The sequence below is a fragment of the Pseudomonas yamanorum genome, assembly GCF_900105735.1.
Lineage (GTDB): Bacteria > Pseudomonadota > Gammaproteobacteria > Pseudomonadales > Pseudomonadaceae > Aquipseudomonas > Aquipseudomonas yamanorum.
In genome coordinates, this window is record NZ_LT629793.1 from 2841983 (window position 1) to 2866419 (window position 24437).

Genomic DNA, 24437 nt, shown 5'->3' on the forward strand with positions numbered 1-24437 from the left:
TTTGCTTTTTCCGGGGAATCGACGATTGCCTCTCTACTACCATCCTAAACAAGGCGATGTTCTTCTATGCGACTTCACACGGGGCTTTGTGGCTCCTGAAATGCTGAAGATCCGCAAAGTCGTCGTCATATCGCCTACTGCCACACACAAGCGCAAACTGTGCACAGTGGTCCCGATCTCCTCCACTGCTCCCGACATTCAGTACGACTGGCACCATTTATTGCGGATCAATCCACTGCACACCGATGGCTATAAAGCGCTATGGGTGAAATGCGACATGATCTACACCGTCAGTTTCGAACGACTGGACAAGCTGCACAGAAAGACCCGGACCACAGGGCGAGAGTATTTTGTACCGCGTCTGGGCGCAGAGGATATGCGAGGCGTGATTGACGGTGTGAAAGCTTATCTCCCCCTCTGATACATCGATCAAAAAAATGCCCCGAGAGTTCGGGGCATTTTTTAATTGTCGAAACAACACTCATGAACCAGTGGCTGGCTGAGTCGGGTCCTTCATTCCACCGTCATCAAACAGGTTCAGCTTCTGCCGCAGCTCATGGGCTGGCAGCGGCTCCTGCTCGGGCGGCAGTGCGTTCGGGTCTGCCGGCACTTCGCCCGGCGCGCCCTCACCCTGGGTCGGTACCGGTGGCGTCGCAGGCCGGTCACCTTCAATCGCACGCTGGGCTTTTTTGGTCAGCACGACGATATCGATGCGTCGGTTGATCGGGTTGAACGGGTCCTTGGGATCAAACAGCTGCGAGGAAGCAAACCCCACCACCCGTGCCACTTGTGGGTCCGGATAGCTACCTGCGACCAGTGCACGTCGCGCGGCATTGGCCCGGTTGGCCGAGAGCTCCCAGTTGCCAAAGTCGCCCTGCCCGGCATACGGCTTGGCGTCGGTGTGGCCGCTGATGCTGATCTTGTTCGGCACGGCCTTGATGGTGTCGGCCATGGCCAGCAGGATGTCTTCAAAGTACGGCTTCAACCGCGCGCTGCCAGAGTCGAACATCGGCCGGTTGGCGGCGTCCGTGATCTGGATGCGCAAGCCATCGGGCGTGATCTCGAAGGAAATCTGATCCTTGAACTTCAGCAGTTGCGGGTTTTCCTCAACCTTGGTTTGCAGCTCTTGCAGCAGCAATTCCAGGCGCTCCTGCTCGACCTGTTCGGCCATGCTCTCGACGGTATCGCGCTCGATCGGGATTTTTTCCTGAGGCGAGTCGGTCTTGATTTCCGGGTTGATGGTGCGCTCGGGCGCCAGTTGCGGCGAACCACCGAGGTCGATCACAAAAGGCGTGCCACTCTCGGAGAAACCGATGGGGTCCTTGAAGTACCCGGCGATGGCGATCTTCTGTTCCGGCGTGGCGGTGGACATCAGCCACAGCACCAGGAAGAACGCCATCATCGCCGTCGCAAAGTCGGCGAAGGCAATTTTCCAGGCGCCGCCATGGTGCCCCGCAGCGAAGCGCTTGACGCGCTTGATGATGATCGGCTGGTTGTTTTCCATGGCTTAGCGACCGCGAACCGCTTGTTCGAGCTCAGCGAAGCTTGGACGGTGCTTCGGATACAGCACCTTGCGCCCGAACTCTACCGCCAGCGATGGCGGCATGCCGGAAGCCGATGCCACCAGGCACGCCTTGATGGCTTCGTACAGATTCACTTCTTCCTTGGCATCGTGGGCCAGGGACGTGGCCAGCGGGCCGAAGAAGCCGTAGGCCGCGAGAATACCGAAGAAGGTACCCACAAGTGCCGCACCTACGTGCATGCCGATGGCTTTCTGGTCGCCTTCACCGAGGGAGGCCATGGTGACCACGATCCCGAGCACCGCAGCAACAATACCGAAACCGGGCATGCCGTCGGCGATGCCGGTCACGGCGTGGGATGGGTGCTCCAGCTCTTCCTTGAGGCTGAACAGTTCCATGTCGAACAGGCCTTCCAGCTCATGTGGCGCCATGTTGCCGGACGACATGATGCGCAGGTAATCGCAGATGTAGGCGGTCATGCGCTCGTCTTTGAGCACTGCCGGGTACTTGGCAAAAATCGGGCTCGCCGCGGCGTCCTCGATGTCACCTTCAATGGCCATCATGCCTTCGCGGCGGCTCTTGTTGAGGATCTCGTAGATCAGCCCCAGCACTTCCAGGTAGAAGGTGTGGGAGAAGCGCGAGCTGAACATGCCCAGCGACTTCTTGATCACGTGCATGGTCATGTAGCCAGGGTTGGCCTGCAGGAATGCGCCGAACGCCGCACCACCGATAATCAGCACTTCGAAGGGCTGGATCAGCGCCGCAATCTTGCCGTGGGAAAGGACGTATCCGCCGAGCACGCTCGCGATGACGACGATGATGCCGATAATTTTAGCCATAGGGGATGAGTACTTGCGCCGTCGGGTTCAGGGTCATATTCGCCAGAGTTGAAAACTCTTGTTCTACTTATCGGCAAATCTGCGCCAGACTATAGCCCGTTATGGCGAAAAACCAGTTCGGCCCGTCCCGGGCGTGTTGACCGTAAGTGATGATCGCGCCCCAATCATGGCAAATGAAACGACAGTCCCAACTCAAAAACCCACGACCCTGGCCGCTTGGATAAAGCGTCTGGACGATGTGCTCTTGCCTGTTCCACAGGCGAGTCACGACCGGGTCTGCAAGGCCATCGGCGACAACCGCAGTTCGTTGCGCGATATTGCAGAGTTGATGCAGAACAGCCCCGCGCTGGTGCTCAGCGTGATGCGCGAGGCCAACAACCAGGCCCACGGCAGCCTCGCGGAGCCCGCAGAAAACCTCGAAGTGGCGATCAATCGCCTCGGCCTCAAGCGCACCGAAGAACTGCTGCGGCGCCTGCCTTCCGTGCCGCTGAATGAAATCCCCGTGGCCCTGCGCCAATTGCAGATGATCAGCCAGCACGCCTCGCAACAAGCCAGCGGCCTGTTCGCCAGCCGCCTGGCGCGCCTGTGGCAAGACATTCATTGGGGCAGCCTGCTGCTCCTTTCGCCGCTGTGGCCGATGGCGATTGCCTATCCCAAACTGCTGGAAGCATGGGAACTGCGGGTGATCCACAAGGGTGAATCGGCCCGCATAGTCGAACAGGAACTGTTCGGCGTGCGCCTGCTGGACCTGTGCCTGGGGTTGACCGAAGCCTGGCGCCTGCCGATCTGGGTGTCCCAGGGTTATACGTTGCTGCTGACGGAACAGCGGTTGCTGGCCAAGGCGCTGCGCATTGCCCGCGAAGACGAGCCGTTGCGCCAACAGCAGTTGCTGGATGCCGACCCGAACCTGCGCCGCTGGCTGAACCAGCCGGCCAACACCGTGCTGTTGGCCAACGGCCTGGCGTTGGCGGCACAGGAGTCGTGGACCTGCCCGCACACCCAACGCTGGCAATACCTCACTGCGCTTTATCTACAGCAACCGTTGGCCGAAGTGCAGCAGCAGTCTCACCAACACGCAGCGATCAGCGCCCGCACTACCCTGATGCGCGATCTTTGGCACCCGGCGCTGTCGCTGATCTGGCCCTGGGATGTGCAGCGTGTTCACCACGGCTTGCTGCCGGCACCGCCGCCCACCGCCGAATCCCTGGCGATCTGGCGCAAGCGCTGCACCGAATTGCTGGTGGAGCCGAGCCGCTTTGCCAACGCCATGCACCTGACCACCTGCGCCAAGGAGGCCCTGGTGGCCTGCGGCATGCAACGGGTGATGCTGCTGATGGCGGACAAAACCCTGAGCACCTTGCGCGTGCATCAAGTCGACGGCCTGCCCAAGGACGCCGACCACCTGAGCCTCGACGCGACACACAGCACCCTGCTGCAACGCCTGCTGGCCAAGTCCGCCCAGGTGCGCCTCAACCCTGAAAATCACGCCCAGTTCTCGGCACTCTTGCCGCCGGAACTGCGCCGCCTGTTCAAAGGCGAACACCTGCTGCTGCGCTCCCTGAGCTGCAATGGCCGGGTGGTGATGCTGATGGTGGCCGACCAGGGTGGCGGGCCGTTCTCGGAAACCACCGTGCAAGCCTTCGGCAAAACCGCCCAATGCATCGAAAAGGCCCTGCACAGCTTTACCAACCGCAGCGCCTGAAGCTTGCGCTACAATCGCCCTCCTTTAGCGCCCAACTTTTATGCCCAGGAGACCTCACATGCCTGACTTCTCTGGCTTGCCGCTGGTCATCGAGCCCAGTGACCTGCTCGGTCGCCTTGATGCCGAACACCTGATCCTGGTGGACCTCACCAGCGCCGCGCGTTACGCCGAAGGGCATATCCCCGGCGCACGCTTTGTCGACCCCAAGCGCACCCAACTGGGCCAGCCACCGGCGCCGGGCCTGCTGCCAGGCAAGGCTGATCTTGAAAAACTGTTCGGTGAACTGGGCCACACCCCGGATGCCACCTACGTGGTGTACGACGACGAAGGCGGTGGCTGGGCCGGGCGATTCATCTGGATGCTCGACGTCATCGGCCACAAGAAATACCACTACCTCGACGGCGGCCTGCTGGCGTGGCTGGATGAAAAATACCCGCTGTCCACCGAGGTACCGGCCAGCGCCGGCGGCCCGGTCAGCCTGACGTTGCATGAAGAACCCACCGCCACCCGCGAGTACCTGCAAAGCCGCCTCGGCGCTGCCGACCTGGGCATCTGGGATGCCCGCGGCCCGCTGGAATACTCCGGGGAGAAAGTCCTCGCGGCCAAGGGCGGACACATCCCGGGCGCGGTGAACTTCGAATGGACCGCCGGCATGGACAAGGCGCGCCAGCTGCGCATCCGCCGCGACATGCCGCAGATCCTCGAAGACCTCGGGCTGACCCGCGACAAAGAAATCATCACCCACTGCCAGACTCACCACCGTTCTGGCTTCACCTACCTGGTGGCCAAGGCGCTCGGTTATCCGCGAGTCAAAGGTTATGCCGGTTCCTGGGGCGAATGGGGCAACCACCCCGACACCCCCGTTGAGATTTAAGGTTTAAGGACAGTTAATGAAAAAGCAGTTGTTCATCCTCAGCCAGTACTTGCTGCCCCACCACCTGCTGTCGCGTCTGGCCGGCTGCATTGCCGAATGCCGCGTGCGCTGGTTCAAGAATGCGTTCACCACCTGGTTCGCCAAGCGCTATCAAGTGGACATGTCCCAGGCCCTGGTTGAAGACGTGACCGCTTACGAGCACTTCAACGCCTTCTTCACCCGCGCCCTGAAAGACGGTGCCCGCCCGCTGGATCAAACGCCAGGCGCGGTGCTGAGCCCGGCCGACGGTGCTGTCAGCCAGTTGGGCCCGATTGAACATGGCCGGGTGTTCCAAGCCAAGGGCCACAGCTTCAGTGTGCTGGAATTGCTCGGTGGCGATTCGGCCGTGGCTGCGCCGTTCATGGGCGGTGATTTCGCCACGGTCTACCTGTCGCCGAAGGACTACCACCGGGTGCACATGCCACTGGCCGGTACCCTGCGGGAGATGGTCTACATCCCCGGCCGCATCTTCTCGGTAAACCAGACCACCGCCGAAAACGTGCCGGAGCTGTTTGCACGTAACGAGCGTGTTGCCTGCATTTTCGACACCGAACGCGGCCCGATGGCCGTGGTGCTGGTGGGCGCGATGATCGTAGCGTCGATCGAGACGGTATGGGCCGGCTTGGTTACGCCGCCGAAGCGCGAGCTGAAAACCTTCCGTTACGACGAGGCTGCCCGCGGGCCGATCCACCTGGAAAAAGGCGCGGAGCTGGGACGCTTCAAGCTGGGTTCGACGGCGATCGTGCTGTTTGGGCCGAACCAGGTGAACTGGTCGGAAGAACTGCAGGCGGGAACGCCGGTGCAGATGGGCCAGGGCATGGGTTTGCCGAAAGCCTGACCTAGCGATCATTCCCACGCTCCGCGTGGGAATGCATCCCGGGACGCTCCGCGTCCCAACCTCAAAATCGGACGCGGAGCGTCCAGGGCGGCGTTCCCACGCAGAGCGTGGGAACGATCTTCAGAGCTGACCGTCGCGGTCGCGGAAGCCCAGCAGGTACAACACCCCATCGAGCCCCAGGGTCGAAATCGCCTGCTTGGCCGATTGCTTGACCAGAGGCTTGGCGCGAAACGCCACACCCAACCCGGCAATCGCCAGCATCGGCAAGTCATTCGCCCCGTCGCCGACCGCAATGGTCTGCTCCAGACGCAACCCTTCCTTGTGTGCCAATTCCCGCAGCAGATCAGCCTTACGCTGTGCGTCGACAATCGGCTCCACCGCCACGCCCGTCACCTTGCCGTCCACCACTTCCAGCTCGTTGGCGAACACGTAGTCGATACCCAGCTTGGCTTGCAGTTGCTTGGCGAAGTAGGTGAAGCCGCCCGACAGGATCGCAGTCTTGTAGCCCAGGCGCTTGAGTTCGGCGAACAGGGTTTCGGCGCCTTCGGTCAGGCGCAGGGAGGCGCCGATGGAGTCCAGCACGCTCACATCCAGGCCCTTGAGCAGCGCCAGGCGCTCCTTGAAGCTGGCACGGAAATCCAGCTCACCGGCCATGGCGCGCTCGGTGATTTCCGAGACTTGCTCGCCCACACCCGCAGCCTTGGCCAATTCGTCGATGACTTCGGCTTCGATCAGCGTCGAGTCCATGTCGAACACCGCCAGGCGGCGATTGCGGCGGAACAGCGAGTCTTCCTGGAAGGCGATATCGACGTTCAGCTCCTGGGCAACACTCAGGAATTCGGCACGCAGGGCCTGAGGATCTGCCGGCTCACCGCGTACGGAGAACTCGATGCAGCCCTTGCCCTTGTCCGCTGGCGTGTCCAATGGCATGCGACCCGACAGACGGTCAATATGGTCGATATTCAAACCGTACTGAGCCGTGATCGAACTGACACGCTGCAATTGCTCCGCCGTCACCTTGCGGGTCAACAGCGTCACGATGTGGCGCTTCTTGCCCTGGCCGGCCACCCAGCTCTGGTAATCCTCTTCGGACACCGGCGTGAAACGCACCTGCTGATCCAGCTTATACGCCGTAAACAGGATGTCCTTGAGCACAGACGACGCCTGCTCGGTGCTGGGAATTTCCACCAGGATGCCGAACGACAGCGTGTCGTGAATCACCGCCTGGCCGATGTCGAGAATGTTCACACCACCCTGGGCCAGAACACCGGTAATGGCTGCGGTGAGACCCGGACGGTCCTCACCGGTGATGTTAATCAGGACAATTTCGCGCAAAGCGCACCCCCGAGCTGGAAAAAAACCGCATTCTACCCACTTTCAGTGACCATCGGGCACAGCCAGCGCTTTGCCGGTCTTGGGCCTGTCGCTATACTGCGCGTCAACTTCACGGACTAAAGAGCCGAGCTTAAGTGAACCGGCCCACGCCAGTAAAAACCGATAACTTCTTCCTGCTGATCTTCCGGGCACTGCGCCACCGCCGTGTACCGATCGCATTACGCATTGCCAGCCATAACGTGATCCTGGTCGCCCTGGCCCTGGTCATCTACGCCTGCGTGATGGGTTTGCAGTTCAAGCAGGCCATGCACGAGCAAGCCGACGCCCTGGGCGAGAGCCTGACCACCCAGACCGCCACCTCGGCGACTGAGTTGTTGGTGTCCAACGACATCCTCAGCCTCAACGTGCTGCTCAACAACCTGACCAAGAACCCGCTGGTGGCCCACGCCGCTATCTATAGCGTGGACAACCGGATCATGGCCGAAGCCGGGCAACGCCCGAAAAACGGCCTGCTGGGTGAAGCCGAGGGTCTGTACCAGAGCAATATCACGTTTCAGGACGTGAAGGCCGGCCAACTGCGCATCAGCCTGGACATGCAACAGTTCCAGCAGCCGATGACCATCAGCCTGCAAAGCATGGGTATCTTGAGTGCGATCCTGCTGGCACTGTCCCTGGCCTTGAGCCTGCGCCTGGGCCGGCATATCTCCACGCCACTGATGCAACTGCGCATCTGGCTGCGGGATATCGACGAGCACACCCCGGCCACCGACCGCCAGGACGAAATCGGCGACCTCGCCCGCCAGTTGCACACCAGCTTCGCGCCGGAGCCCGTGGTGCCCGAGGTTGAACCCGAGCCCGAGTTCGACGACACCGAGTACGAAGACGACGAGCCCGAGTTTGAAGTGCGCAACCTGCGCGACCCGAGCTTCGACGAGTCCGCACCGGTGGCGGGTCTCAAGCCGGCAGCCCGTCATGTGATCAAGGCCGAAGAAGACGAACTGGACGAAGAAGACCCATTCGCCGATCTTCGCGACAACTCAGCCCCAACGACCACCGTGCCGCAGCCGGCTCCTGTGCGCAGCACCCAGCCCCAGCACAGCGCCGTATTGGCCGTGCAGTTGGGTGCACAGGACCAGCTGCGCCGCTTGCCGCGGGCACGCCTGACCGAGTTGCTGGAGCGCTATCGTGATTGCCTCGACCAGGCGGCCTCGCTGTATCAGAGCGAGCTGCACACCCTGAACGATGGCAGCACGCTGATGCTGTTCCACAGCGAAGACAGCGGCGAAGACTACCTGACCAACGCCATCTGCTGCGGTGAGCTGCTGCGGGCCCTGGGCCATGCGCTGCAGATCGAAGTGGCCGACAGCGGCATCACCTTGCAGCTGCAATTGGGCCTTACGGTAGGCGACGATCTGTATGGCATGAGCCAGATTGATCTGCTGCTGACCGAGATTGCCCAGGACGCCCTGGCCTTGTCGCAACACAGCCGCAACCTGCTGCTGGTGGAACGCAAGATCAGTGACGACGTGCTGATTCGCCAGCGTGCGCGGATCCGCCCGATTGCCAGCCCTGAAGGTGCGTGCTGTGTGGAGCGGTTGATGGAGCCTTACCCGTCGATGCTTGAGCGCCAGCTGGCGCGAATGCATGAGACGCGGGCAAAGAACTAAAGAACAACGCTGAACTTCTGTGGGAGCGGGCTTGCTCGCGAAAGCGGTGTATCAGAAACACATTTGGTGACTGACACTCCGCTTTCGCGAGCAAGCCCGCTCCCACACTTGATCTGCGAACGACTCAGATCCCGCATAAACAAAAAGGCCCGCTCATCAGCGGGCCTTTTTGTTGGTCTGTATTCAGGTCAGAACCTGAACACTTCCATATCCGTACGAATTGGCACGGCCATCGGCATCTTCGGCTTTTCCGGTGCCGCAGCCTTGGGCTGCGCCGGGGCCTGTTTGCGTGGTGCCTCTGCAACCGCCGGCTGATTGGCCAGTGGCTTGAGAGCGACGGACAGCTGCTCAGCCAAACGTTGCAACAACACACCCTGGGCCTGGACCTGGGACGCGGTGCTGCCGGCGTGTTCTTCCTGCAAGTGCACGATGCGGTTATCCCGCACCTGGCCACGGCGGTCGATCAAGCGCCACTGCGCGTCGAGGATAGCGGGCTGCGAAACGCCCGAGTCCAGCCGCGTAATGGTCAGCAGTACCTGTACGTCCGGGGCAAAACCCAACGGCGCCGGGGCCAATACCACACGTTGGCTGTCCAGATGGCCCGCCACCTGGCGCAACATCAACTGATTGATGTCGGACGACAAGCTACCGGCCCAGCGGCCATCGGTGGAACCTTGCAGGCTGCCGTCGTTCTGACGTTGCAGCAGGGTTTCACGTTGCAGGTAGTCGGCCACCACAACCGGGCCAAGCAATACTGCCATGCCGGCACTTTGTGCAGGCTGAGCCGGACTTCCACTGTCCAGCTGATACAGCGACACAGGTTGATGTGTGCTGCAACCCGCCAGGCCCAAAACGCCAGCGAGCAACAAAAATAAAGGAAGGCGCGGAGCAGTCATCATCCCATCCAGGTGGCTGCCACAAGGCGAACCACAATGTAATACTCAAAAATAACCTAAACGCGCTCAGCCACGCCGGCGCTGGAAAGGCCATATCATCCGTGAATATGCGCCATGACTCCAGCGCGAAAGCGTCGATCTACGGGTTAAATCGTAGATCGGGCGCTCTATATCGCGTTAAACCGGCGTTTCCACCAGTAAAGCGTCCACCCGCTGGAAGCCGCGCGGCAGTTTATTACCGCGACGACCCCGCTCACCCTTGTAGTGCTCAAGGTCGTCAGGGCGCAGTGACAACGTGCGCTTGCCGGCCTGCAACACCAGGGTCGAGCCTTCCGGAATCACCGCGATGTCGGTCACGTACTCTTCGCGACTGGCCACCCGCTCCCCGGGAATACCAATGATCTTGTTGCCCTTGCCTTTGCCCAACTGCGGCAAATCGCTGATCTTGAACACCAGCAGGCGCCCTTCGGTGGTAACCGATGCCAGCCAATTGCCTTCACGGTCTTCCACCGGACGCGGCAGGATCACCTTGGCGTTGTTCGGCAGGCTCAACAACGCCTTGCCCGCCTTGTTCTTGGCCTGCAGGTCTTCACCCTTGACCACGAACCCGTAGCCCGCATCGGAGGCGATGACGTACAGCGAATCATCGTCCGGCAGCAGCACGCATTCAAAATTCGCACCCGGTGGCGGTGTCAGGCGCCCGGTCAACGGCTCGCCCTGCCCCCGCGCCGACGGCAACGTATGCGCCGGCACTGAATAACTGCGACCGGTGGAGTCGATAAACACCGCAAACTGGTTGGAACGCCCCGCCGCAGCGGTTTTGAAACCGTCACCAGCCTTGTACGACAGGCCGGTGGCGTCAATATCATGCCCCTTGGCCGAGCGAACCCAACCCTTTTCCGACAGAACGACGGTAATTTTCTCGTTGGGCAGCAGCTCGGTTTCGGTCAGGGCCTTGGCTTCGGCACGCTCGACAATCGGCGAACGGCGATCATCGCCATAGGTTTCGGCATCTTTGATCAGCTCCGTGCGCACCAGCTTCTTCAGCTTGGCTTCGCTGCCCAGCAGGGCCTGGAGCTTGGCTTGCTCTTTGAGCAGCGCGTCCTGCTCGTCCCGCAGCTTCATCTCTTCCAGACGCGCCAACTGACGCAGACGGGTGTCGAGGATGTAGTCAGCCTGGATTTCGCTGAGCTCGAAGCGCGCGATCAGCTCGGCCTTCGGGTGCTCGGCGGTACGGATGATGTGGATCACTTCATCCAGGTTGAGGTAGGCGATCAACAAACCGTCCAACAGGTGCAGGCGGCGCTCGACCTTATCCAGGCGGAATTGCAGGCGGCGACGCACGGTCTGTACCCGGAACTCCAGCCATTCCACCAGCAGTGCCCGCAGGTTCTTCAACTGCGGCTTGCCGTCCAGGCCAATGATGTTGATGTTGACCCGGTAGCTGGACTCCAGCTCGGTGCTGGCGAACAGATGCTGCATCAGCACTTCGTGGTCGACCCGGCTGTTGGTCGGGATGATCACGATGCGGCACGGGTTCTCGTGGTCGGACTCGTCACGCAAGTCGGCGACTTGCGGCAGCTTCGACGGCTTGGCCTGCATCAACGCGGCAATCTGCTCCAGCACCTTGGCGCCGGACACCTGGTGCGGCAGCGCGGTGACGATGATGTCGCCGTCTTCGATGTGGTACACGGCGCGCATGCGCACCGAGCCTTTACCGGTCTGGTAGATTTTCAGCAGATCGGCGCGAGGCGTGATGATTTCCGCTTCGGTCGGATAGTCCGGGCCCTGAATGTGCTCGCACAACTGCTCGACCGTAGCCTTCGGCTCATCCAGCAAGCGCACGCACGCGCTGGCCACTTCCCGCAGGTTGTGGGGCGGTACGTCAGTGGCCATGCCCACGGCGATGCCGGTGGTGCCATTGAGCAGGATATTCGGCAAACGTGCCGGCAACACCAACGGCTCGTCGAGGGTGCCGTCAAAGTTCGGGCCCCAGTTGGCCGTGCCTTGGCCCAGTTCGCTGAGCAGCACTTCCGAATACCGCGACAAGCGCGCCTCGGTATAACGCATGGCGGCGAAGGACTTGGGATCATCCGGCGCACCCCAGTTACCCTGGCCATCCACCAGCGTGTAGCGATAGCTGAACGGCTGGGCCATCAGCACCATGGCCTCGTAGCACGCCGAGTCGCCATGGGGGTGGAATTTACCGAGCACGTCACCGACGGTACGCGCCGACTTCTTGTGCTTGGAGTCAGCGTCCAGGCCCAACTCACTCATCGCATAGATAATGCGCCGCTGTACGGGCTTCAGGCCGTCGCCGATATGCGGCAAGGCACGGTCCATGATCACGTACATGGAGTAGTTGAGGTAGGCATTTTCGGTGAAGTCAGCCAGCGACCGGCGTTCAACGCCGTCTAAGCTGTCTGCAAGGATGTCACTCATGCGGGCCTCATCATTGTTTGGTCTGGCGCAGCAGCAAGGTGCCGCTGCGCTGGGTAAATTCAAGTTGTTTCAAAGCACTCATGCCCAGCAATACCTGTTCGTCGCCCAATCCCGGTACCACTATGGCGCGCACGTCCTGAAGGACGATATCGCCCAGTTGCAAACGGCCCAGCTCGGTCCGGAAGCCTTGGGTTCGCCCGTTGGCCGTACTCACGCCAACCGGCATGCCGCGTTTAAGCCCGAGACGGTCGGCCACTTCGGCCGGAACCGCCACGTCGGTCGCCCCGGTGTCGAGCATGAACTGCACCGGCTGACCGTTGATCTGGCCAGTGGCGACGAAATGCCCTTGGCCGTTGCCCAGCAGTTTTACTTCGATGTAACCCTCGTGTTGCTCCGAGGTGACTACGGCATTGGGATTTTCCTGACGTGCTTCCCACTGCCCAAAAAATCGTGTGGCCAAAAACAGGCCGGCGCCCCAGGCCACGAACATCAACACCCGTCCGGCGCGCTTGCCGGGTGGCTGGGCGCTCATGGCTTGGAGCTCCAGCCACCGGCAGGGGCGGCGAAACGATAGACCATCGGCCGTTTTTCACCATCGGCGCGCGGCTTGAAATTATTGTCGATGCCGATCCAGGCACCGTCTGCGTCTACCACCAGGGCTTCAGCCAAGCCATACGCCTGGGCGTAACGCCGATTCGGCGTCAGCGCTTCATCGGCAAACGACCAGCACAACTCCACCTTGGCCGTGACCGCGTCCCGGCGACACACCTGAAACGCATTGCGTTCCAGGGTAAACAGCTTGCCATTGAACAGTGCCAAGTCGGCAAAGTCCTTCGACACCGCCTTGGCCCCCGGGAATTGAGCCGGCTGCATTTCCTGGCCGGCCTCACTCAGCAATACACAAGGGCCGTCGCAATCCCAGAGGGTTTGCGGACGCTTGATGGAAATCAGCCCGCGCCGCTCACGTTCGGCCGCAAGCCAGATTTGAGTGCCTTCAGGGTTCACCGCCAACCCTTCGAACAACGCGTTGAAGTGCAGCAACATGCCACTGGCCCGCGCCTCACGCACCATGCCCGGGGCGATCTTCAACCACTCAGGCTCACCGGTCACCGGCACTTGCAGCACCGCCGCGTGGGCTTCGCTGACGATGTAACGGTTACCCGCCGCATCGCAGCTGATGCCTTCAAAATCCAGGTCGCCACCGCGAATCAACGACGCCGCCTTGGTGCGTGAGCGCAAGCCAAAGGGCAAGCCGGATTCCGGCACCGGCGGCACATTGATCTTCACCGTTTCGGCCTGCCAGGTATCGGCACTGATATCGAGCCGGTAGATCTGGTCGTCGTCGCGGTCGGATACCGTCCACAACGCCTTACCGCATACAGCCAGGCCCGACAGGTTACCGCCGCGCATGCCTTCCACCGGGTGTTCCGACAACAGCTTCAGCTCAGCCGCAGGCGCTGCGGCCACCGAGGTGGCCGCCAACCCGCTCAACAACAGTATCGCCAGGGCGAAACCGCTGCGCATCAGCCCAGAACCTCGGCCAGGTTGCCCTTGGACTCCAGCCAGTTCTTGCGATCCGGCGCGCGTTTCTTCGCCAGCAACATGTCCATCATTTCCGAGGTAGCGGCGAAATCTTCCAGGGTCAATTGCACCAGGCGCCGGGTGTTCGGGTCCATGGTGGTTTCCCGCAATTGCGGCGGGTTCATCTCACCCAGGCCTTTGAATCGGGTGACCTGAGGCTTGCCGCGTTTCTTCTCGGCCACCAGGCGATCGAGGATGCCATCGCGCTCGGCTTCGTCCAGGGCGTAGAAAATCTCTTTGCCCAGGTCAATACGGTACAGCGGCGGCATGGCGACATAGACGTGACCGGCATCCACCAAAGGGCGGAAGTGCTGGACGAACAGCGCACAGAGCAAGGTCGCAATGTGCAAACCGTCCGAGTCGGCGTCGGCGAGGATGCAGATTTTGCCGTAGCGCAACTGGCTCATGTCTGCCGCACCCGGGTCGACACCGATGGCCACGGCGATGTTGTGCACTTCCTGGCTGGCCAGCACTTCGCTGCCGTCGACTTCCCAGGTGTTGAGGATCTTCCCGCGCAGGGGCAGGATCGCCTGGAATTCCTTGTCCCGCGCTTGCTTGGCGGAGCCACCGGCGGAATCACCTTCCACCAGGAACAGTTCGGAACGCATCGGGTCTTGCCCGGCGCAGTCCGCCAGCTTGCCCGGCAGTGCCGGGCCCTGGGTGATGCGCTTGCGTTCGACTTTCTTGCTGGCCTTCAAGCGGCGGCCGGCGTTGTTGATCGCCAGCTCTGCCAGGGCCAGGCCCAATTCAGGGTGTTCGTTGAGCCACAGGCTGAAAGCGTCCTTGACCACACCGGAAACAAACGCCGCAGCCTCACGGGACGACAGGCGTTCCTTGGTCTGGCCGGAGAATTGCGGCTCCTGCATCTTCATCGACAGGACGAACGCGATTCGCTCCCAGACGTCTTCCGGCGCCAGCTTCACGCCGCGGGGCAGCAGGCTGCGGTATTCGCAGAATTCGCGCATGGCATCCAGCAAGCCCTGGCGCAAACCGTTGACGTGGGTACCGCCTTGGGCGGTCGGGATCAGGTTGACGTAGCTTTCCTGAACGCTGTCTCCGCCTTCCGGCAGCCACAGCAAGGCCCAGTCCACCGCTTCTTTATTACCCGCCAGGCTGCCGCAGAACGGCTCGTTCGGCAGGCGTTCGAATTCGCTGACGGAGTCTTCCAGGTAGGAGCGCAGTCCGTCTTCGTAATGCCACTCGACCTTTTCGCCGGTGCCTTTGTCTTCAAAGCTGACCAGCAGGCCCGGGCACAGGACAGCCTTGGCCTTGAGCACGTGCTTGAGGCGGCTGATGGAGAATTTGGGTGAATCGAAGTATTTCGGGTCCGGCGCGAAGTACACGCTGGTGCCGGTGTTGCGCTTGCCGACGGTGCCGATCACTTCCAGGTCGGTGGCCTTGTAGCCATCGGCGAAGGTCATCTGGTACTCGTTGCCGTCGCGCTTGACCTTGACCCGCACATGGTTCGAAAGGGCGTTGACCACGGAAATACCCACACCGTGCAAGCCACCGGAGAACTGGTAGTTCTTGTTGGAGAACTTGCCGCCGGCGTGCAGCTTGGTGAGGATCAGTTCGACGCCCGACACACCCTCTTCCGGGTGAATGTCCACCGGCATGCCGCGACCGTCGTCGGACACTTCCAGGGAATGGTCGGCGTGAAGGATGACTTGTACCGACTTGGCGTACCCGGCCAAGGCTTCGTCGACACTGTTGTCGATGACTTCCTGGGCAAGGTGGTTCGGCCGACTGGTGTCGGTGTACATGCCGGGGCGTTTGCGCACCGGGTCGAGGCCCGAGAGGACTTCGATGGCGTCGGCGTTATAAGAGCTAGCGCTGGGAGTGGCCATGGGGTCTCGTCGTGAGTCGTTCGATTAAAAAGTAACCTGCGGTTTCACAATGCGGTGAAATCGAAGGATTGGTACTGATCTGCGCCAATGCCGGCAAAACTCAACAGCGCCGGTAACTGCTGGGCAAAGCCTTGGTAACCGTGGTCGCCACCGGCCTGGATGCGCAAGGCACAGGCCCGGTAATACTGCTGGGCGAGCCGATAATCCAGTGTTTCATCGCCGGTCTGCAACCACACCTGATAACGCTGGGGGTCCTGAGGCGCCGGTACTTCCAGCTCGGCCAAGGCTGCAACGTGATCGTGGGTCAGTTCCCAGGTCTCATCGGTGTAGAGGTTCTTCTGGGTGCCCAGGTATCCGCCGAACATCCGATGAGGGCTGACTGCCGGGTTGACCAGCAAGGCGTTGAGGCCATGGCGTTCGGCAAGATGGGTTGCATAGTAGCCGCCGAGGGAGCTGCCTACCAGCAGTGGCCTTCCGAGCTCACGGATAGCCGCCTCCAACTGGGGGATCGCCTGGCGGGGGTGATGATGCAGGGCCGGCACGCGCAACTGGTCGGCCAGACCGAGGCTGTCCATCACGGTGATCAACTGGCTGGCCTTGTTGGAGGCGGGAGCGCTGTTGAAGCCATGGATATACAAGATCGATGCGGACATTCCGGGTCCTCTGTGGGTCAGCCAAAGAGGCGCAGTTTACAGGGAAATCTCAATAGCCGTTGCTACCGTAATCCACCTGAAACGCAAAGCCCTGCACCCGCTCCACGCCGGTTTCCAACCGCCCGTCGGCATGCAACCGCAGCCAACGATACCCAGGCGCCTGCTCGCTCACCTTGAAATCCTCACTCCCTGGAGCGAACTGAATACAGGTAGAAGGCGAAGCCAACAAACGCACCCCATTACGCTCCCGGTCAATTTCCTGATGCACATGCCCCCAAAGCACCGCCCGCACCTGCGGGAACCGATCCAGTACCGCAAACAACGCCTCAGGATTACGCAAACCGATGGGCTCCATCCAAGCACACCCAATCGACACCGGATGATGGTGAAAACACACCAGATGATGCCGAGTCGGCGCCTCACTCAACGATTGCGCCAACAGCTGCAGTTGCTGGTCCTGCAAATACCCCGGCACCGAGCCGGGCACCGCCGAGTCCAGCAGGGTGATGCGCCAGTTGCCCACATCCACCACCGGCTCCAGCAAGGCACTGTTGATCGCCGCTTGCAGCATCACCTGCGGCTCATCGTGATTCCCCGGAATCCAGCGCGCTGGCGCTTCAATCTGCCGGGTCATGTCACGAAACGCCTGGTAGGACTCCAGCGTGCCGTCCTGGGACAAATCCCCGGTGGCCAGCACCAGATCAATCTGCGGCTGCTGCACCAGCACCGTGTCGATCACCCGTTGCAGGCTCTCGCGGGTTTTCATGCCCAGCAGCCCGCCGTCCGCCTCGGCAAACAGGTGGCTATCGGACAACTGCACCAGCAACGCCGAAGCGTCAGGGTTCAAGGCGGATACGCTCGGCAAGGCGTTCTCCCAGGGCGTGATCACAGGAATGGACATTTGAGGCGATTATGCTGGGGCAGGACACAAAGAGGAAACCCGTGAAGCGGACACAGTTCACATCTATCGAACGACTTCGAACTCGTGGCCCAGGGCCAGGCAGTGGCTCAACCATTCACCGAGGAACACATTGAGCTGTGCTTTCTCATCGGGCTGGTGCATGAACACATTGGGGTAAGGATAGATGCTGCGAAAGCGTCGTGCATGTTCGGCGCTGATCACTTCGGCCATGCGCGCGTCGTGGTACACCTGCACTTCCAGCTGCGGCACCGGCAGCCACGGCAGGCTGTGCTCCTGGCGCACCCGCAGGGTGGTGGTGTACGGGCAGTTCACGATCACTTCCAGGGTCAGCACGCCGAGCATCTGATCGCCGTGGGTCACGGCAATACGCCGCGCCTCGGGGGTGTGGCGCATATCCGGCAGCAGCCGCATGAGCCGTGCATAGTTGGCCTCGCAGGCTGCTTGCAGCCCGATCAGGTCAACCCGATATCGCTCCCGTGCCTTTACTGCCATAACCCCCTCACTTCCGCGCGATTAAGCGCAAGCCATTGCAGGGCAATAATGCTCGCTGCGTTGGAAATTTTACCGTCACGTACCGCTTGCAGGGCGTCTTCAAAGGCCCAGACGGTGACGCGGATATCTTCAGCTTCCTCTTCCAGTCCATGGACGCCACCGGCCCCGGCGCTTTCGCAACGGCCCAGGAACAAGTGGACAAATTCGGTGCTGCCACCCGGCGACGGAAAGTACTTCGTGATCGGCCAGAGTGCGGAGAATGTAAGGCCAGCTTCCTCTTCGGCTTCGCGGTGTGCAACCTCCTCCGGTTGCTCATCCTTGTCGATCAGGCCGGCAACCATTTCGATCAGCCACGGGTTGTCGGTACGGCCCATGGCGCCTATGCGAAACTGCTCGATCAGCACCACTTCATCGCGCTGCGGGTCATAGGGCAGCACACACACGGCGTCATGACGAACAAAGACTTCGCGATTGAGCTCACGACTCATGCCACCATCAAACTTCTCGTGCCGCAGCTTCAGCCGATCCAGTTTGTAGAAGCCCTTGTAGGCATTGTCGCGCTGAACAATCTCGACCTTGCTCGGCGTCGATTTCGCTGTGTCCGTCATATCAACCCTCGTTTATTGCCTTGCGGTATCGAGGCGGCCTCGACATCGCGCCATCCTAACGCGCTCGAGCCCCTTGATGCAGCCCCTTTCCGGTTGCCGGGATAGACGGCGGGCGTCAAACTCACTCTAATCAGCTTAGTGGCGAACTGACTGCCTTGTCGGGAGTCGAAGCTCCACATTTTCACCTTTCCTCGATTTATGAAGGACACACATGTCGCTTTTAAAAATCGCCTCCGTGGCCTGTATCGCCTTGACCCTGGGTGCTTGCCAGAGCCTGCTCCAACCGAGCTATCTCAAGCCGCTGGACACCACCGCCGACGCCTCCGAGCAGATCAAACCCGGCTGCAGCAGCCCGGATTGCCCGCTGGTCAATATCGACACCGTGCACTTCCCGTCCGAGCCGCAGCTGGACCAGATCATCGAGCAGCGCCTGCTGCAGATGGCCCGCACCTCGCCAGGCCAGAGCATGCCCGCCACCCTGAACGCCTACCGCGACAAGTTCTTGCGTGAGTCCCCTGACCGCAACAGCATGTACTTGCAGGCCAAGGTACGTGAGCAGCATGACGGACTGGTGATCATCGAAGTGTCCAGCTATCTGGACACCGGCACCGCCCACGGCGAGCCGGGCCGCGGCTTCATCAACTATTCACGCCTGCTGCACAAAGAGCTGAGCCTGACCGACATGCTGTTGCCGGGCCAGGAAGATGCATTCTGGAAGACCGCCAAAGTCGCCCACAACAACTGGCTGATCAACTCGCAGATGGACCGCGACCCGGAGTTCGTGAAGAACTGGCCGTTCCAGAAAACCCCGAATGTGGCGCTGACCAGCAATGGCGTGGTGCTCAAGTACAACGTGACCACCATCGCGCCCTACGCATTGGGGCTGATCGAGATGACCATCCCCTATGCGCGCCTGACCGGTGTGATCAAGCCTGAGCTGGTGCCCGCACGCCACTGAAGGCCCGGCCCAGGATGAAGTGCAACAGCCCTGCCAGCACCAGCGCCGGCAGGGTCGCGCCGACATCCGGGTACAGATTCGCCAGCAGGTGATAGGTGCTGATCCCTCCAAGCCACGCCAGCAATGCTGGCCAGCGCAGGTTGGCGGCAACCCCATGGCCACGGCGGCGCAGGATGAAGTGATCCACCAGCACCACGCCAAACAGCGGCGCGAACACCGAGCCGATCAGCAGCAGGAAGTTCTGGTACTGCGCCAACGGCGCGAAGCAGGCGATCAGCGTGCAGATAACGCCGATGGCCAACGCCAGGTGCTCGACTTTCAAGCGCAACAGAATCCCGCTGGACACCGCCGCCGAGTGAATATCGGCGAAGGCGTTTTCTGATTCATCCAGCAGGATCAGCAGCAGCGGAATCCCCAGGCCAGCCCCGGCCAATGCCAGCAGTAACGCATTCACTTCACCGCTCGGCGCAAACGCCAGGGTGTAGGCCACGCCCAGGCTCATCAGCCAGAAGTTACCGATAAAGAAACCCAGCGCCGTGCCGCCGAACACGTTTTTCGCGCGTTTGCCGAAGCGTGAGTAGTCGGCAATCAGTGGCAGCCAGGACAGCGGCATGGCGATGGCGATATCGAAGCCCACGGCGAATGGCATCGAACCGTCACCGGCCTGAGCCCAGAGTGCAGCCAGGTCGGCTTTGGCGAACAGGTTCCAGGTCAGCCACAGGCAGGCGGCCATCAGCAGCCAGATGCCCCATTTACGCAGGATCTGCCGCACAAAAGTCAGCGGACCGCTGACGGCGAGCAAGGTCGCGAGGGCGCCGAATACCAGGGTCCAGAACAATGGGCTGGTCAGCAGGCTGCCTTCGCTGAACGCGCGGGCGCCCAACAGGCTGGCGGCGTCGCGCATCACGATGATTTCGAACGAGCCCCAGCCGATCAGTTGCAGCAGGTTCAGCAGCGCCGGCAGGCTTGCGCCCTTGGTGCCGAGGCTGAGTTTCAGAGCGGCCATGGACGACAGGCCGGTGTCGCTGCCAATCACGCCGACGGCGGCCAGCAGCAGTACGCCGACCAGGGTGCCGAGGAAGATCGCCAGCAACGAGCCGGACAGGCCCAGTCCCGGCGCCAACAGCGCGCCGGTTTGCAGGACCATCAGGCCGATGCCCAGGGAGAACCACAGGGAAAAGAGATCGCGGGCGCCGAAGACGCGTTTGTCCAAGGGGACTGCGATGTCTGGGGAATAGGTGCTGGGTTGAATGCTCAAGGGTGCTATCTCAGAGGGACATGATCGTTCCCACGCTCTGCGTGGGAATGCCGCTTTGGACGCTCTGCGTCCGCTTTTGTGACGCGCAGCGTCACGGGATGCATTCCCACGCGGAGCGTGGGAACGATCATCGGGTTCAGACCTTTTTGTACAGCTGACTACCTTCCTGCTTGAACCGCTCCGCCTGCTCTGCCAGTCCCTTGGCCACGTCCACATCCACCGCTTCAATGCGCTGGTTGGCCGCGTACTCACGCACTTCCTGGGTGATTTTCATCGAGCAGAATTTCGGCCCGCACATCGAGCAGAAATGCGCGACCTTGGCCGAGTCCTTCGGCAAGGTTTCGTCGTGGTACGAACGCGCCGTGTCCGGGTCCAGGCCCAGGTTGAACTGGTCCTCCCAGCGGAATTCGAAGCGCGCCTTGCTCAATGCGTTGTCACGAATCTGCGCCCCCGGATGCCCCTTGGCCAAGTCCGCCGCATGCGCTGCGATCTTGTAGGTGATGATCCCGGTCTTTACGTCATCCTTGTTCGGCAGGCCCAAGTGTTCCTTCGGCGTGACGTAGCAGAGCATGGCGCAACCGAACCAGCCGATCATCGCCGCCCCGATGCCCGAGGTGATGTGGTCATAACCCGGCGCGATGTCGGTGGTCAGCGGGCCGAGGGTGTAGAACGGCGCCTCGTCGCAGCACTCCAGCTGCTTGTCCATGTTCTCCTTGATCAGCTGCATCGGCACGTGGCCCGGGCCTTCGATCATGGTTTGCACGTCGTGCTTCCAGGCGATCTTGGTCAGTTCGCCGAGGGTTTCCAGTTCACCGAATTGTGCGGCGTCGTTGGCGTCGGCAATCGAACCCGGCCGCAGGCCATCTCCCAGGGAGAAGCTGACGTCGTAGGCCTTCATGATTTCGCAGATTTCGTCGAAATGGGTGTAGGTGAAGTTCTCTTTGTGGTGCGCCAGGCACCACTTGGCCATGATCGAGCCGCCACGGGAGACAATGCCAGTCACGCGCTTGGCGGTCAGCGGCACATAGCGCAGCAACACGCCGGCGTGGATGGTGAAGTAGTCGACGCCCTGCTCGGCCTGTTCGATCAGGGTGTCGCGGAACAGCTCCCAGGTCAGGTCTTCAGCGGCGCCGCCGACTTTTTCCAGGGCCTGGTAGATCGGTACGGTACCGATCGGCACCGGCGAGTTGCGGATGATCCACTCGCGGGTTTCATGGATGTGCTTGCCGGTGGACAGGTCCATCACCGTGTCCGAACCCCAGCGAATACCCCAGGTCAGTTTCGCCACTTCTTCTTCGATGGACGACCCCAGGGCGCTGTTGCCGATGTTGCCGTTGATCTTCACCAGGAAGTTACGGCCGATGATCATCGGTTCCAGCTCGGTGTGGTTGATGTTGGCCGGGATGATCGCGCGGCCACGGGCGATTTCTTCGCGCACAAATTCCGGGGTGATGATTTTCGGCACGCTGGCGCCGAAGCTGTGGCCGGCGTGTTGCTGGTCCAGCAGGCCGGCGGCACGGGCTTCTTCCAGCTTCATGTTTTCGCGGATGGCAACGTATTCCATCTCGGCGGTGATGATGCCTTTGCGGGCGTAGTGCATTTGGGTGACGTTGGCCCCGGCCTTGGCGCGGCGCGGGTTCTTCACGTGGGCGAAGCGCAGCGCGGTCAGCTCGGCATCGCTCAGGCGCTGTTGGCCGAAGTGCGAGCTCAAGCCCGACAGGCGCTCAGTGTCGCCACGGGATTCGATCCACGGCGAACGCACATCGCCCAGGCCCTTGCGCACGTCGATGATCACATTCGGGTCGGTGTAGGGGCCTGAGGTGTCGTAGACCACCACGGGCGCGTTGATTTCGCCGCCAAAGTCGGTGGGGGTCACATCAAGGCTGACTTCACGCATCGGCACGCGGATATCCGGACGGGTGCCCTGGACGTAGATTTTTTGCGAGCGGGTAAACGGCTGCACGGAACCGGAGTCGACCTTGGCCGATTCGCTCAAGTGCACGGTGTTTTTTGATTTTTGGCTTTTTAATTCGATGCTCATCACGGGCTCTCCAACTATCCAGGTGGTGGATTTTTGTCGGAGCGAACCTGTGACGGATGGACGCACTGTGACAGTGCTGTGCTCGGCGCACGGGCTGTTCGATTGTCGAACAACATCCCGGACGAAGCACAAGAGGACTCGCCGGGTGACGAGAAATCTTGTTCCCTACGCAGGCGCTAACCTGATCAGGTTCAACGGGATCCGGTATTTACCGATCTCAGCCTTCCAACAAGGCACCCCGACAAGAACGCGGCCAGTCTAGACCATGGAGCAGGCAAATTGCCAACGGCGGTGTATTCATCGTGATGAATGGCGTAATTACAGGATTGTTGTGCCGTGATAGCGCCACTACACTCGGTGACTGCTCAAGGTCTTGACGCCAGGAATGGGCCGCCTTAGCCTTGGGCTCCAAATTATCGCCGTAATATTTACTCTAGGGATCGCCTCATGCTGCGCAAACTTTCACTGGCTCTCGCCGTGTCTTGTGCGACCAACGGACTGGTCTGGGCAGCTGAAGCGCCCCTGACGACCAAAACCGACCTGGTCAGCGTCTACCAGGAAGCGGTGGACAACAACGCCGACCTGGCCGCTGCCCGCGCCCAATACGGCGCGCAGAAAGAAGTGGTGCCCCAGGCCCGCGCCGGCTTGCTGCCGAACCTCTCGGCCGGTGCCGACATCAATAATGTGCGCACCCAGCTGGACCAACCCGCCGCCACGGTCAACCGCGACGCCCATTCCTGGCGTGCGACCTTGAGCCAGCCGCTGTTCCGCGCTGATCGGTGGTTCCAGCTGCAAGCCGCCGAAGCAGTCAATGAACAGGCTGCACTGCAACTCTCGGCCACCGAACAGAACCTGATCCTGCAAAGCGCCGAAAACTACTTTGCCGTACTCCGTGCCCAGGACAACCTGGCCTCGACCAAGGCCGAAGAAGCCGCATTCAAGCGCCAACTGGACCAGTCCAATGAACGCTTTGACGTTGGCCTGTCGGACAAGACCGACGTGCTGCAATCCCAGGCCAGCTACGACACCGCCCGCGCCAACCGGATCCTGGCCCAGCGCCAGGTGGACGACGCCTTCGAAGCGCTGATCACCCTGACCAACCGCCAGTACAACTCGATCCAGGGCATCGTTCACACGCTGCCGGTGCTGCCGCCGTCGCCGAACGACGCCAAGGCCTGGGTCGAAACCGCCGGCCGCCAGAACCTGAACCTGCTGGCCAGCAACTACGCGGTCACCGCCGCCGAGGAAACCCTCAAGCAACGCAAGGCCGGCCACGCGCCGACCCTGGATGCCGTGGCGCAATATGAAAAAGGTGACAACGACGCCCTGGGCTTCAGTAACCCGAGCGCTTTCGGCCAGCCGTATCACGGTGACGTGTCGCAACGCACCGTAGGCTTGCAGTTGAGGATCCCGCTGTACAGCGGCGGCCTTACCAGCTCGCAGGTTCGCGAGTCCTATTCCCGTCTGGGCCAGACCGAGCAGCAGCGCGAAGGCCTGCGTCGCCAGGTGGTGGAAAACACCCGTAACCTGCACCGCGCGGTGAACACCGATGTGGAGCAGGTGCAGGCGCGCCGTCAGTCGATCATCTCCAACCAGAGCGCGGTGGAAGCCACGGAAATCGGTTACCAGGTGGGTACGCGCAACATCGTCGATGTGCTGGACGCTCAGCGCCAGCTGTACACCTCGGTGCGCAATTACAACAACAGCCGCTACGACTACATCCTCGACAACCTGCGGTTGAAGCAGGCGGCGGGCACATTGAACCCCGGGGACTTGCAGGATTTGGCGCGGTATTTGAAGGCAGACTACAACCCGGACAAGGACTTCCTGCCACCGGACCTGGCCAAGGCGGCTGCGGAGCAGTTGAAGGCTAACCCGGGTTATTAAAGACAACACATAAACAATGTGGGAGCTGGCTTGCCTGC

21 protein-coding genes and 1 riboswitch are annotated in these 24437 nt (G+C 61.4%); of the genes, 7 read left to right on the plus strand and 14 right to left on the minus strand.

The window, feature by feature from the left end:
* Positions 1-25 precede the first annotated feature (25 nt).
* The gene (locus BLU46_RS13550; protein ID WP_026078084.1) at positions 26-421 is read left to right on the plus strand and encodes a type II toxin-antitoxin system PemK/MazF family toxin; all 396 of its coding nucleotides are present in this window, start codon (positions 26-28) and stop codon (positions 419-421) included.
* A gap of 60 nt (positions 422-481) precedes the next feature.
* Here BLU46_RS13550 and motB read toward each other — a convergent pair whose 3' ends face one another.
* Together motB and motA are read right to left on the minus strand one after the other, a co-directional pair.
* Entirely contained in the window at positions 482-1504 is a 1023-nt protein-coding gene (motB, locus tag BLU46_RS13555; protein WP_063033395.1) for a flagellar motor protein MotB, read from the minus strand.
* A 3-nt stretch (positions 1505-1507) separates the two neighbouring features.
* On the minus strand, positions 1508-2359 hold the full coding sequence (gene motA, locus BLU46_RS13560; protein WP_003217532.1) for a flagellar motor stator protein MotA: 852 nt from the start codon (positions 2357-2359) through the stop codon (positions 1508-1510).
* 166 nt (positions 2360-2525) lie between these two features.
* Between motA and BLU46_RS13565 the strand changes: the two genes are divergently transcribed.
* The 3 genes from BLU46_RS13565 to asd are packed head-to-tail and all read left to right on the plus strand — an operon-like array spanning position 2526 to position 5812.
* Positions 2526-4061, plus strand: a complete 1536-nt coding sequence (locus tag BLU46_RS13565) for an HDOD domain-containing protein (protein WP_093202371.1) — start codon at positions 2526-2528, stop codon at positions 4059-4061.
* Between the two features lie 58 nt (positions 4062-4119).
* Positions 4120-4935 carry a thiosulfate sulfurtransferase gene (gene rhdA / locus BLU46_RS13570; protein WP_093202375.1) on the plus strand — a complete coding sequence of 272 codons (816 nt, stop codon included), beginning with the start codon at positions 4120-4122 and terminating at the stop codon, positions 4933-4935.
* A 16-nt stretch (positions 4936-4951) separates the two neighbouring features.
* The gene (gene asd / locus BLU46_RS13575; RefSeq protein WP_063033398.1) at positions 4952-5812 is read left to right on the plus strand and encodes an archaetidylserine decarboxylase; all 861 of its coding nucleotides are present in this window, start codon (positions 4952-4954) and stop codon (positions 5810-5812) included.
* Positions 5813-5932: 120 nt separating this feature from the next.
* Here the strand turns inward: asd and serB are convergent, their stop codons facing one another.
* Positions 5933-7147, minus strand: a complete 1215-nt coding sequence (serB, locus tag BLU46_RS13580) for a phosphoserine phosphatase SerB (RefSeq protein WP_003217536.1) — start codon at positions 7145-7147, stop codon at positions 5933-5935.
* A 134-nt stretch (positions 7148-7281) separates the two neighbouring features.
* Here serB and BLU46_RS13585 point away from each other — a divergent pair, with 134 nt between their 5' ends.
* Positions 7282-8814, plus strand: a complete 1533-nt coding sequence (locus BLU46_RS13585) for an AhpA/YtjB family protein (RefSeq protein ID WP_063033400.1) — start codon at positions 7282-7284, stop codon at positions 8812-8814.
* Positions 8815-9002: 188 nt separating this feature from the next.
* Here the strand turns inward: BLU46_RS13585 and BLU46_RS13590 are convergent, their stop codons facing one another.
* The 9 genes from BLU46_RS13590 to BLU46_RS13630 form a co-directional block, all read right to left on the minus strand.
* Entirely contained in the window at positions 9003-9710 is a 708-nt protein-coding gene (locus BLU46_RS13590) for a PqiC family protein (protein WP_026078082.1), read from the minus strand.
* A gap of 177 nt (positions 9711-9887) precedes the next feature.
* A complete protein-coding gene (gene parC / locus BLU46_RS13595; protein WP_003217539.1) occupies positions 9888-12152 on the minus strand; it encodes a DNA topoisomerase IV subunit A in 2265 nt (754 codons plus the stop codon).
* A 10-nt stretch (positions 12153-12162) separates the two neighbouring features.
* The gene (locus tag BLU46_RS13600; RefSeq protein ID WP_063033402.1) at positions 12163-12684 is read right to left on the minus strand and encodes a retropepsin-like aspartic protease family protein; all 522 of its coding nucleotides are present in this window, start codon (positions 12682-12684) and stop codon (positions 12163-12165) included.
* Complete coding sequence (locus BLU46_RS13605) at positions 12681-13676, minus strand: esterase-like activity of phytase family protein (protein WP_093202379.1); 996 nt, start codon at positions 13674-13676, stop codon at positions 12681-12683. Before BLU46_RS13605 ends, BLU46_RS13600 begins: the two co-directional genes overlap by 4 nt.
* Positions 13676-15580, minus strand: a complete 1905-nt coding sequence (gene parE, locus BLU46_RS13610; protein WP_093202382.1) for a DNA topoisomerase IV subunit B — start codon at positions 15578-15580, stop codon at positions 13676-13678. The genes BLU46_RS13605 and parE overlap by 1 nt, the downstream gene beginning before the upstream one ends.
* A gap of 44 nt (positions 15581-15624) precedes the next feature.
* The gene (locus BLU46_RS13615) at positions 15625-16233 is read right to left on the minus strand and encodes a YqiA/YcfP family alpha/beta fold hydrolase (protein WP_093202387.1); all 609 of its coding nucleotides are present in this window, start codon (positions 16231-16233) and stop codon (positions 15625-15627) included.
* Between the two features lie 49 nt (positions 16234-16282).
* Entirely contained in the window at positions 16283-17098 is an 816-nt protein-coding gene (gene cpdA, locus BLU46_RS13620; RefSeq protein ID WP_093210156.1) for a 3',5'-cyclic-AMP phosphodiesterase, read from the minus strand.
* A 99-nt stretch (positions 17099-17197) separates the two neighbouring features.
* A complete protein-coding gene (locus BLU46_RS13625) occupies positions 17198-17647 on the minus strand; it encodes a DUF1249 domain-containing protein (RefSeq protein WP_003209507.1) in 450 nt (149 codons plus the stop codon).
* Positions 17638-18255, minus strand: a complete 618-nt coding sequence (locus tag BLU46_RS13630; RefSeq protein WP_063033405.1) for an NUDIX domain-containing protein — start codon at positions 18253-18255, stop codon at positions 17638-17640. The genes BLU46_RS13625 and BLU46_RS13630 overlap by 10 nt, the downstream gene beginning before the upstream one ends.
* Positions 18256-18466: 211 nt before the next feature.
* Here BLU46_RS13630 and BLU46_RS13635 point away from each other — a divergent pair, with 211 nt between their 5' ends.
* Complete coding sequence (locus BLU46_RS13635; protein WP_093202392.1) at positions 18467-19213, plus strand: RsiV family protein; 747 nt, start codon at positions 18467-18469, stop codon at positions 19211-19213.
* Here BLU46_RS13635 and cytX read toward each other — a convergent pair.
* Positions 19182-20471: a putative hydroxymethylpyrimidine transporter CytX gene (gene cytX / locus BLU46_RS13640; protein WP_093202397.1), complete on the minus strand. Its 1290-nt coding sequence runs from the start codon at positions 20469-20471 to the stop codon at positions 19182-19184. The two genes, BLU46_RS13635 and cytX, sit on opposite strands and share 32 nt — an antisense overlap.
* A 136-nt stretch (positions 20472-20607) precedes the next feature.
* Entirely contained in the window at positions 20608-22512 is a 1905-nt protein-coding gene (thiC, locus tag BLU46_RS13645; RefSeq protein WP_008439122.1) for a phosphomethylpyrimidine synthase ThiC, read from the minus strand.
* Between the two features lie 145 nt (positions 22513-22657).
* A riboswitch (TPP riboswitch) is annotated at positions 22658-22763 on the minus strand.
* A gap of 196 nt (positions 22764-22959) precedes the next feature.
* On the opposite strand from thiC, the gene BLU46_RS13650 reads away from it, so the two are divergent.
* Complete coding sequence (locus BLU46_RS13650; protein ID WP_063033408.1) at positions 22960-24399, plus strand: TolC family outer membrane protein; 1440 nt, start codon at positions 22960-22962, stop codon at positions 24397-24399.
* Positions 24400-24437 lie beyond the last annotated feature (38 nt).

Excerpts from the sequence above, each read along its gene's own strand:
- motB (WP_063033395.1), bottom strand. The coding sequence starts at position 1,504 with ATGGAAAACAACCAGCCGATCATCATCAAGCGCGTCAAGCGCTTCGCT.
- motA (WP_003217532.1), bottom strand. The coding sequence starts at position 2,359 with ATGGCTAAAATTATCGGCATCATCGTCGTCATCGCGAGCGTGCTCGGC.
- BLU46_RS13565 (WP_093202371.1), top strand. The coding sequence starts at position 2,526 with ATGGCAAATGAAACGACAGTCCCAACTCAAAAACCCACGACCCTGGCC.
- rhdA (WP_093202375.1), top strand. The coding sequence starts at position 4,120 with ATGCCTGACTTCTCTGGCTTGCCGCTGGTCATCGAGCCCAGTGACCTG.
- asd (WP_063033398.1), top strand. The coding sequence starts at position 4,952 with ATGAAAAAGCAGTTGTTCATCCTCAGCCAGTACTTGCTGCCCCACCAC.
- BLU46_RS13590 (WP_026078082.1), bottom strand. The coding sequence starts at position 9,710 with ATGACTGCTCCGCGCCTTCCTTTATTTTTGTTGCTCGCTGGCGTTTTG.
- parC (WP_003217539.1), bottom strand. The coding sequence starts at position 12,152 with ATGAGTGACATCCTTGCAGACAGCTTAGACGGCGTTGAACGCCGGTCG.
- BLU46_RS13600 (WP_063033402.1), bottom strand. The coding sequence starts at position 12,684 with ATGAGCGCCCAGCCACCCGGCAAGCGCGCCGGACGGGTGTTGATGTTC.
- BLU46_RS13605 (WP_093202379.1), bottom strand. The coding sequence starts at position 13,676 with ATGCGCAGCGGTTTCGCCCTGGCGATACTGTTGTTGAGCGGGTTGGCG.
- parE (WP_093202382.1), bottom strand. The coding sequence starts at position 15,580 with ATGGCCACTCCCAGCGCTAGCTCTTATAACGCCGACGCCATCGAAGTC.
- BLU46_RS13615 (WP_093202387.1), bottom strand. The coding sequence starts at position 16,233 with ATGTCCGCATCGATCTTGTATATCCATGGCTTCAACAGCGCTCCCGCC.
- BLU46_RS13625 (WP_003209507.1), bottom strand. The coding sequence starts at position 17,647 with ATGGCAGTAAAGGCACGGGAGCGATATCGGGTTGACCTGATCGGGCTG.
- BLU46_RS13630 (WP_063033405.1), bottom strand. The coding sequence starts at position 18,255 with ATGACGGACACAGCGAAATCGACGCCGAGCAAGGTCGAGATTGTTCAG.
- BLU46_RS13635 (WP_093202392.1), top strand. The coding sequence starts at position 18,467 with ATGTCGCTTTTAAAAATCGCCTCCGTGGCCTGTATCGCCTTGACCCTG.
- thiC (WP_008439122.1), bottom strand. The coding sequence starts at position 22,512 with ATGAGCATCGAATTAAAAAGCCAAAAATCAAAAAACACCGTGCACTTG.
- BLU46_RS13650 (WP_063033408.1), top strand. The coding sequence starts at position 22,960 with ATGCTGCGCAAACTTTCACTGGCTCTCGCCGTGTCTTGTGCGACCAAC.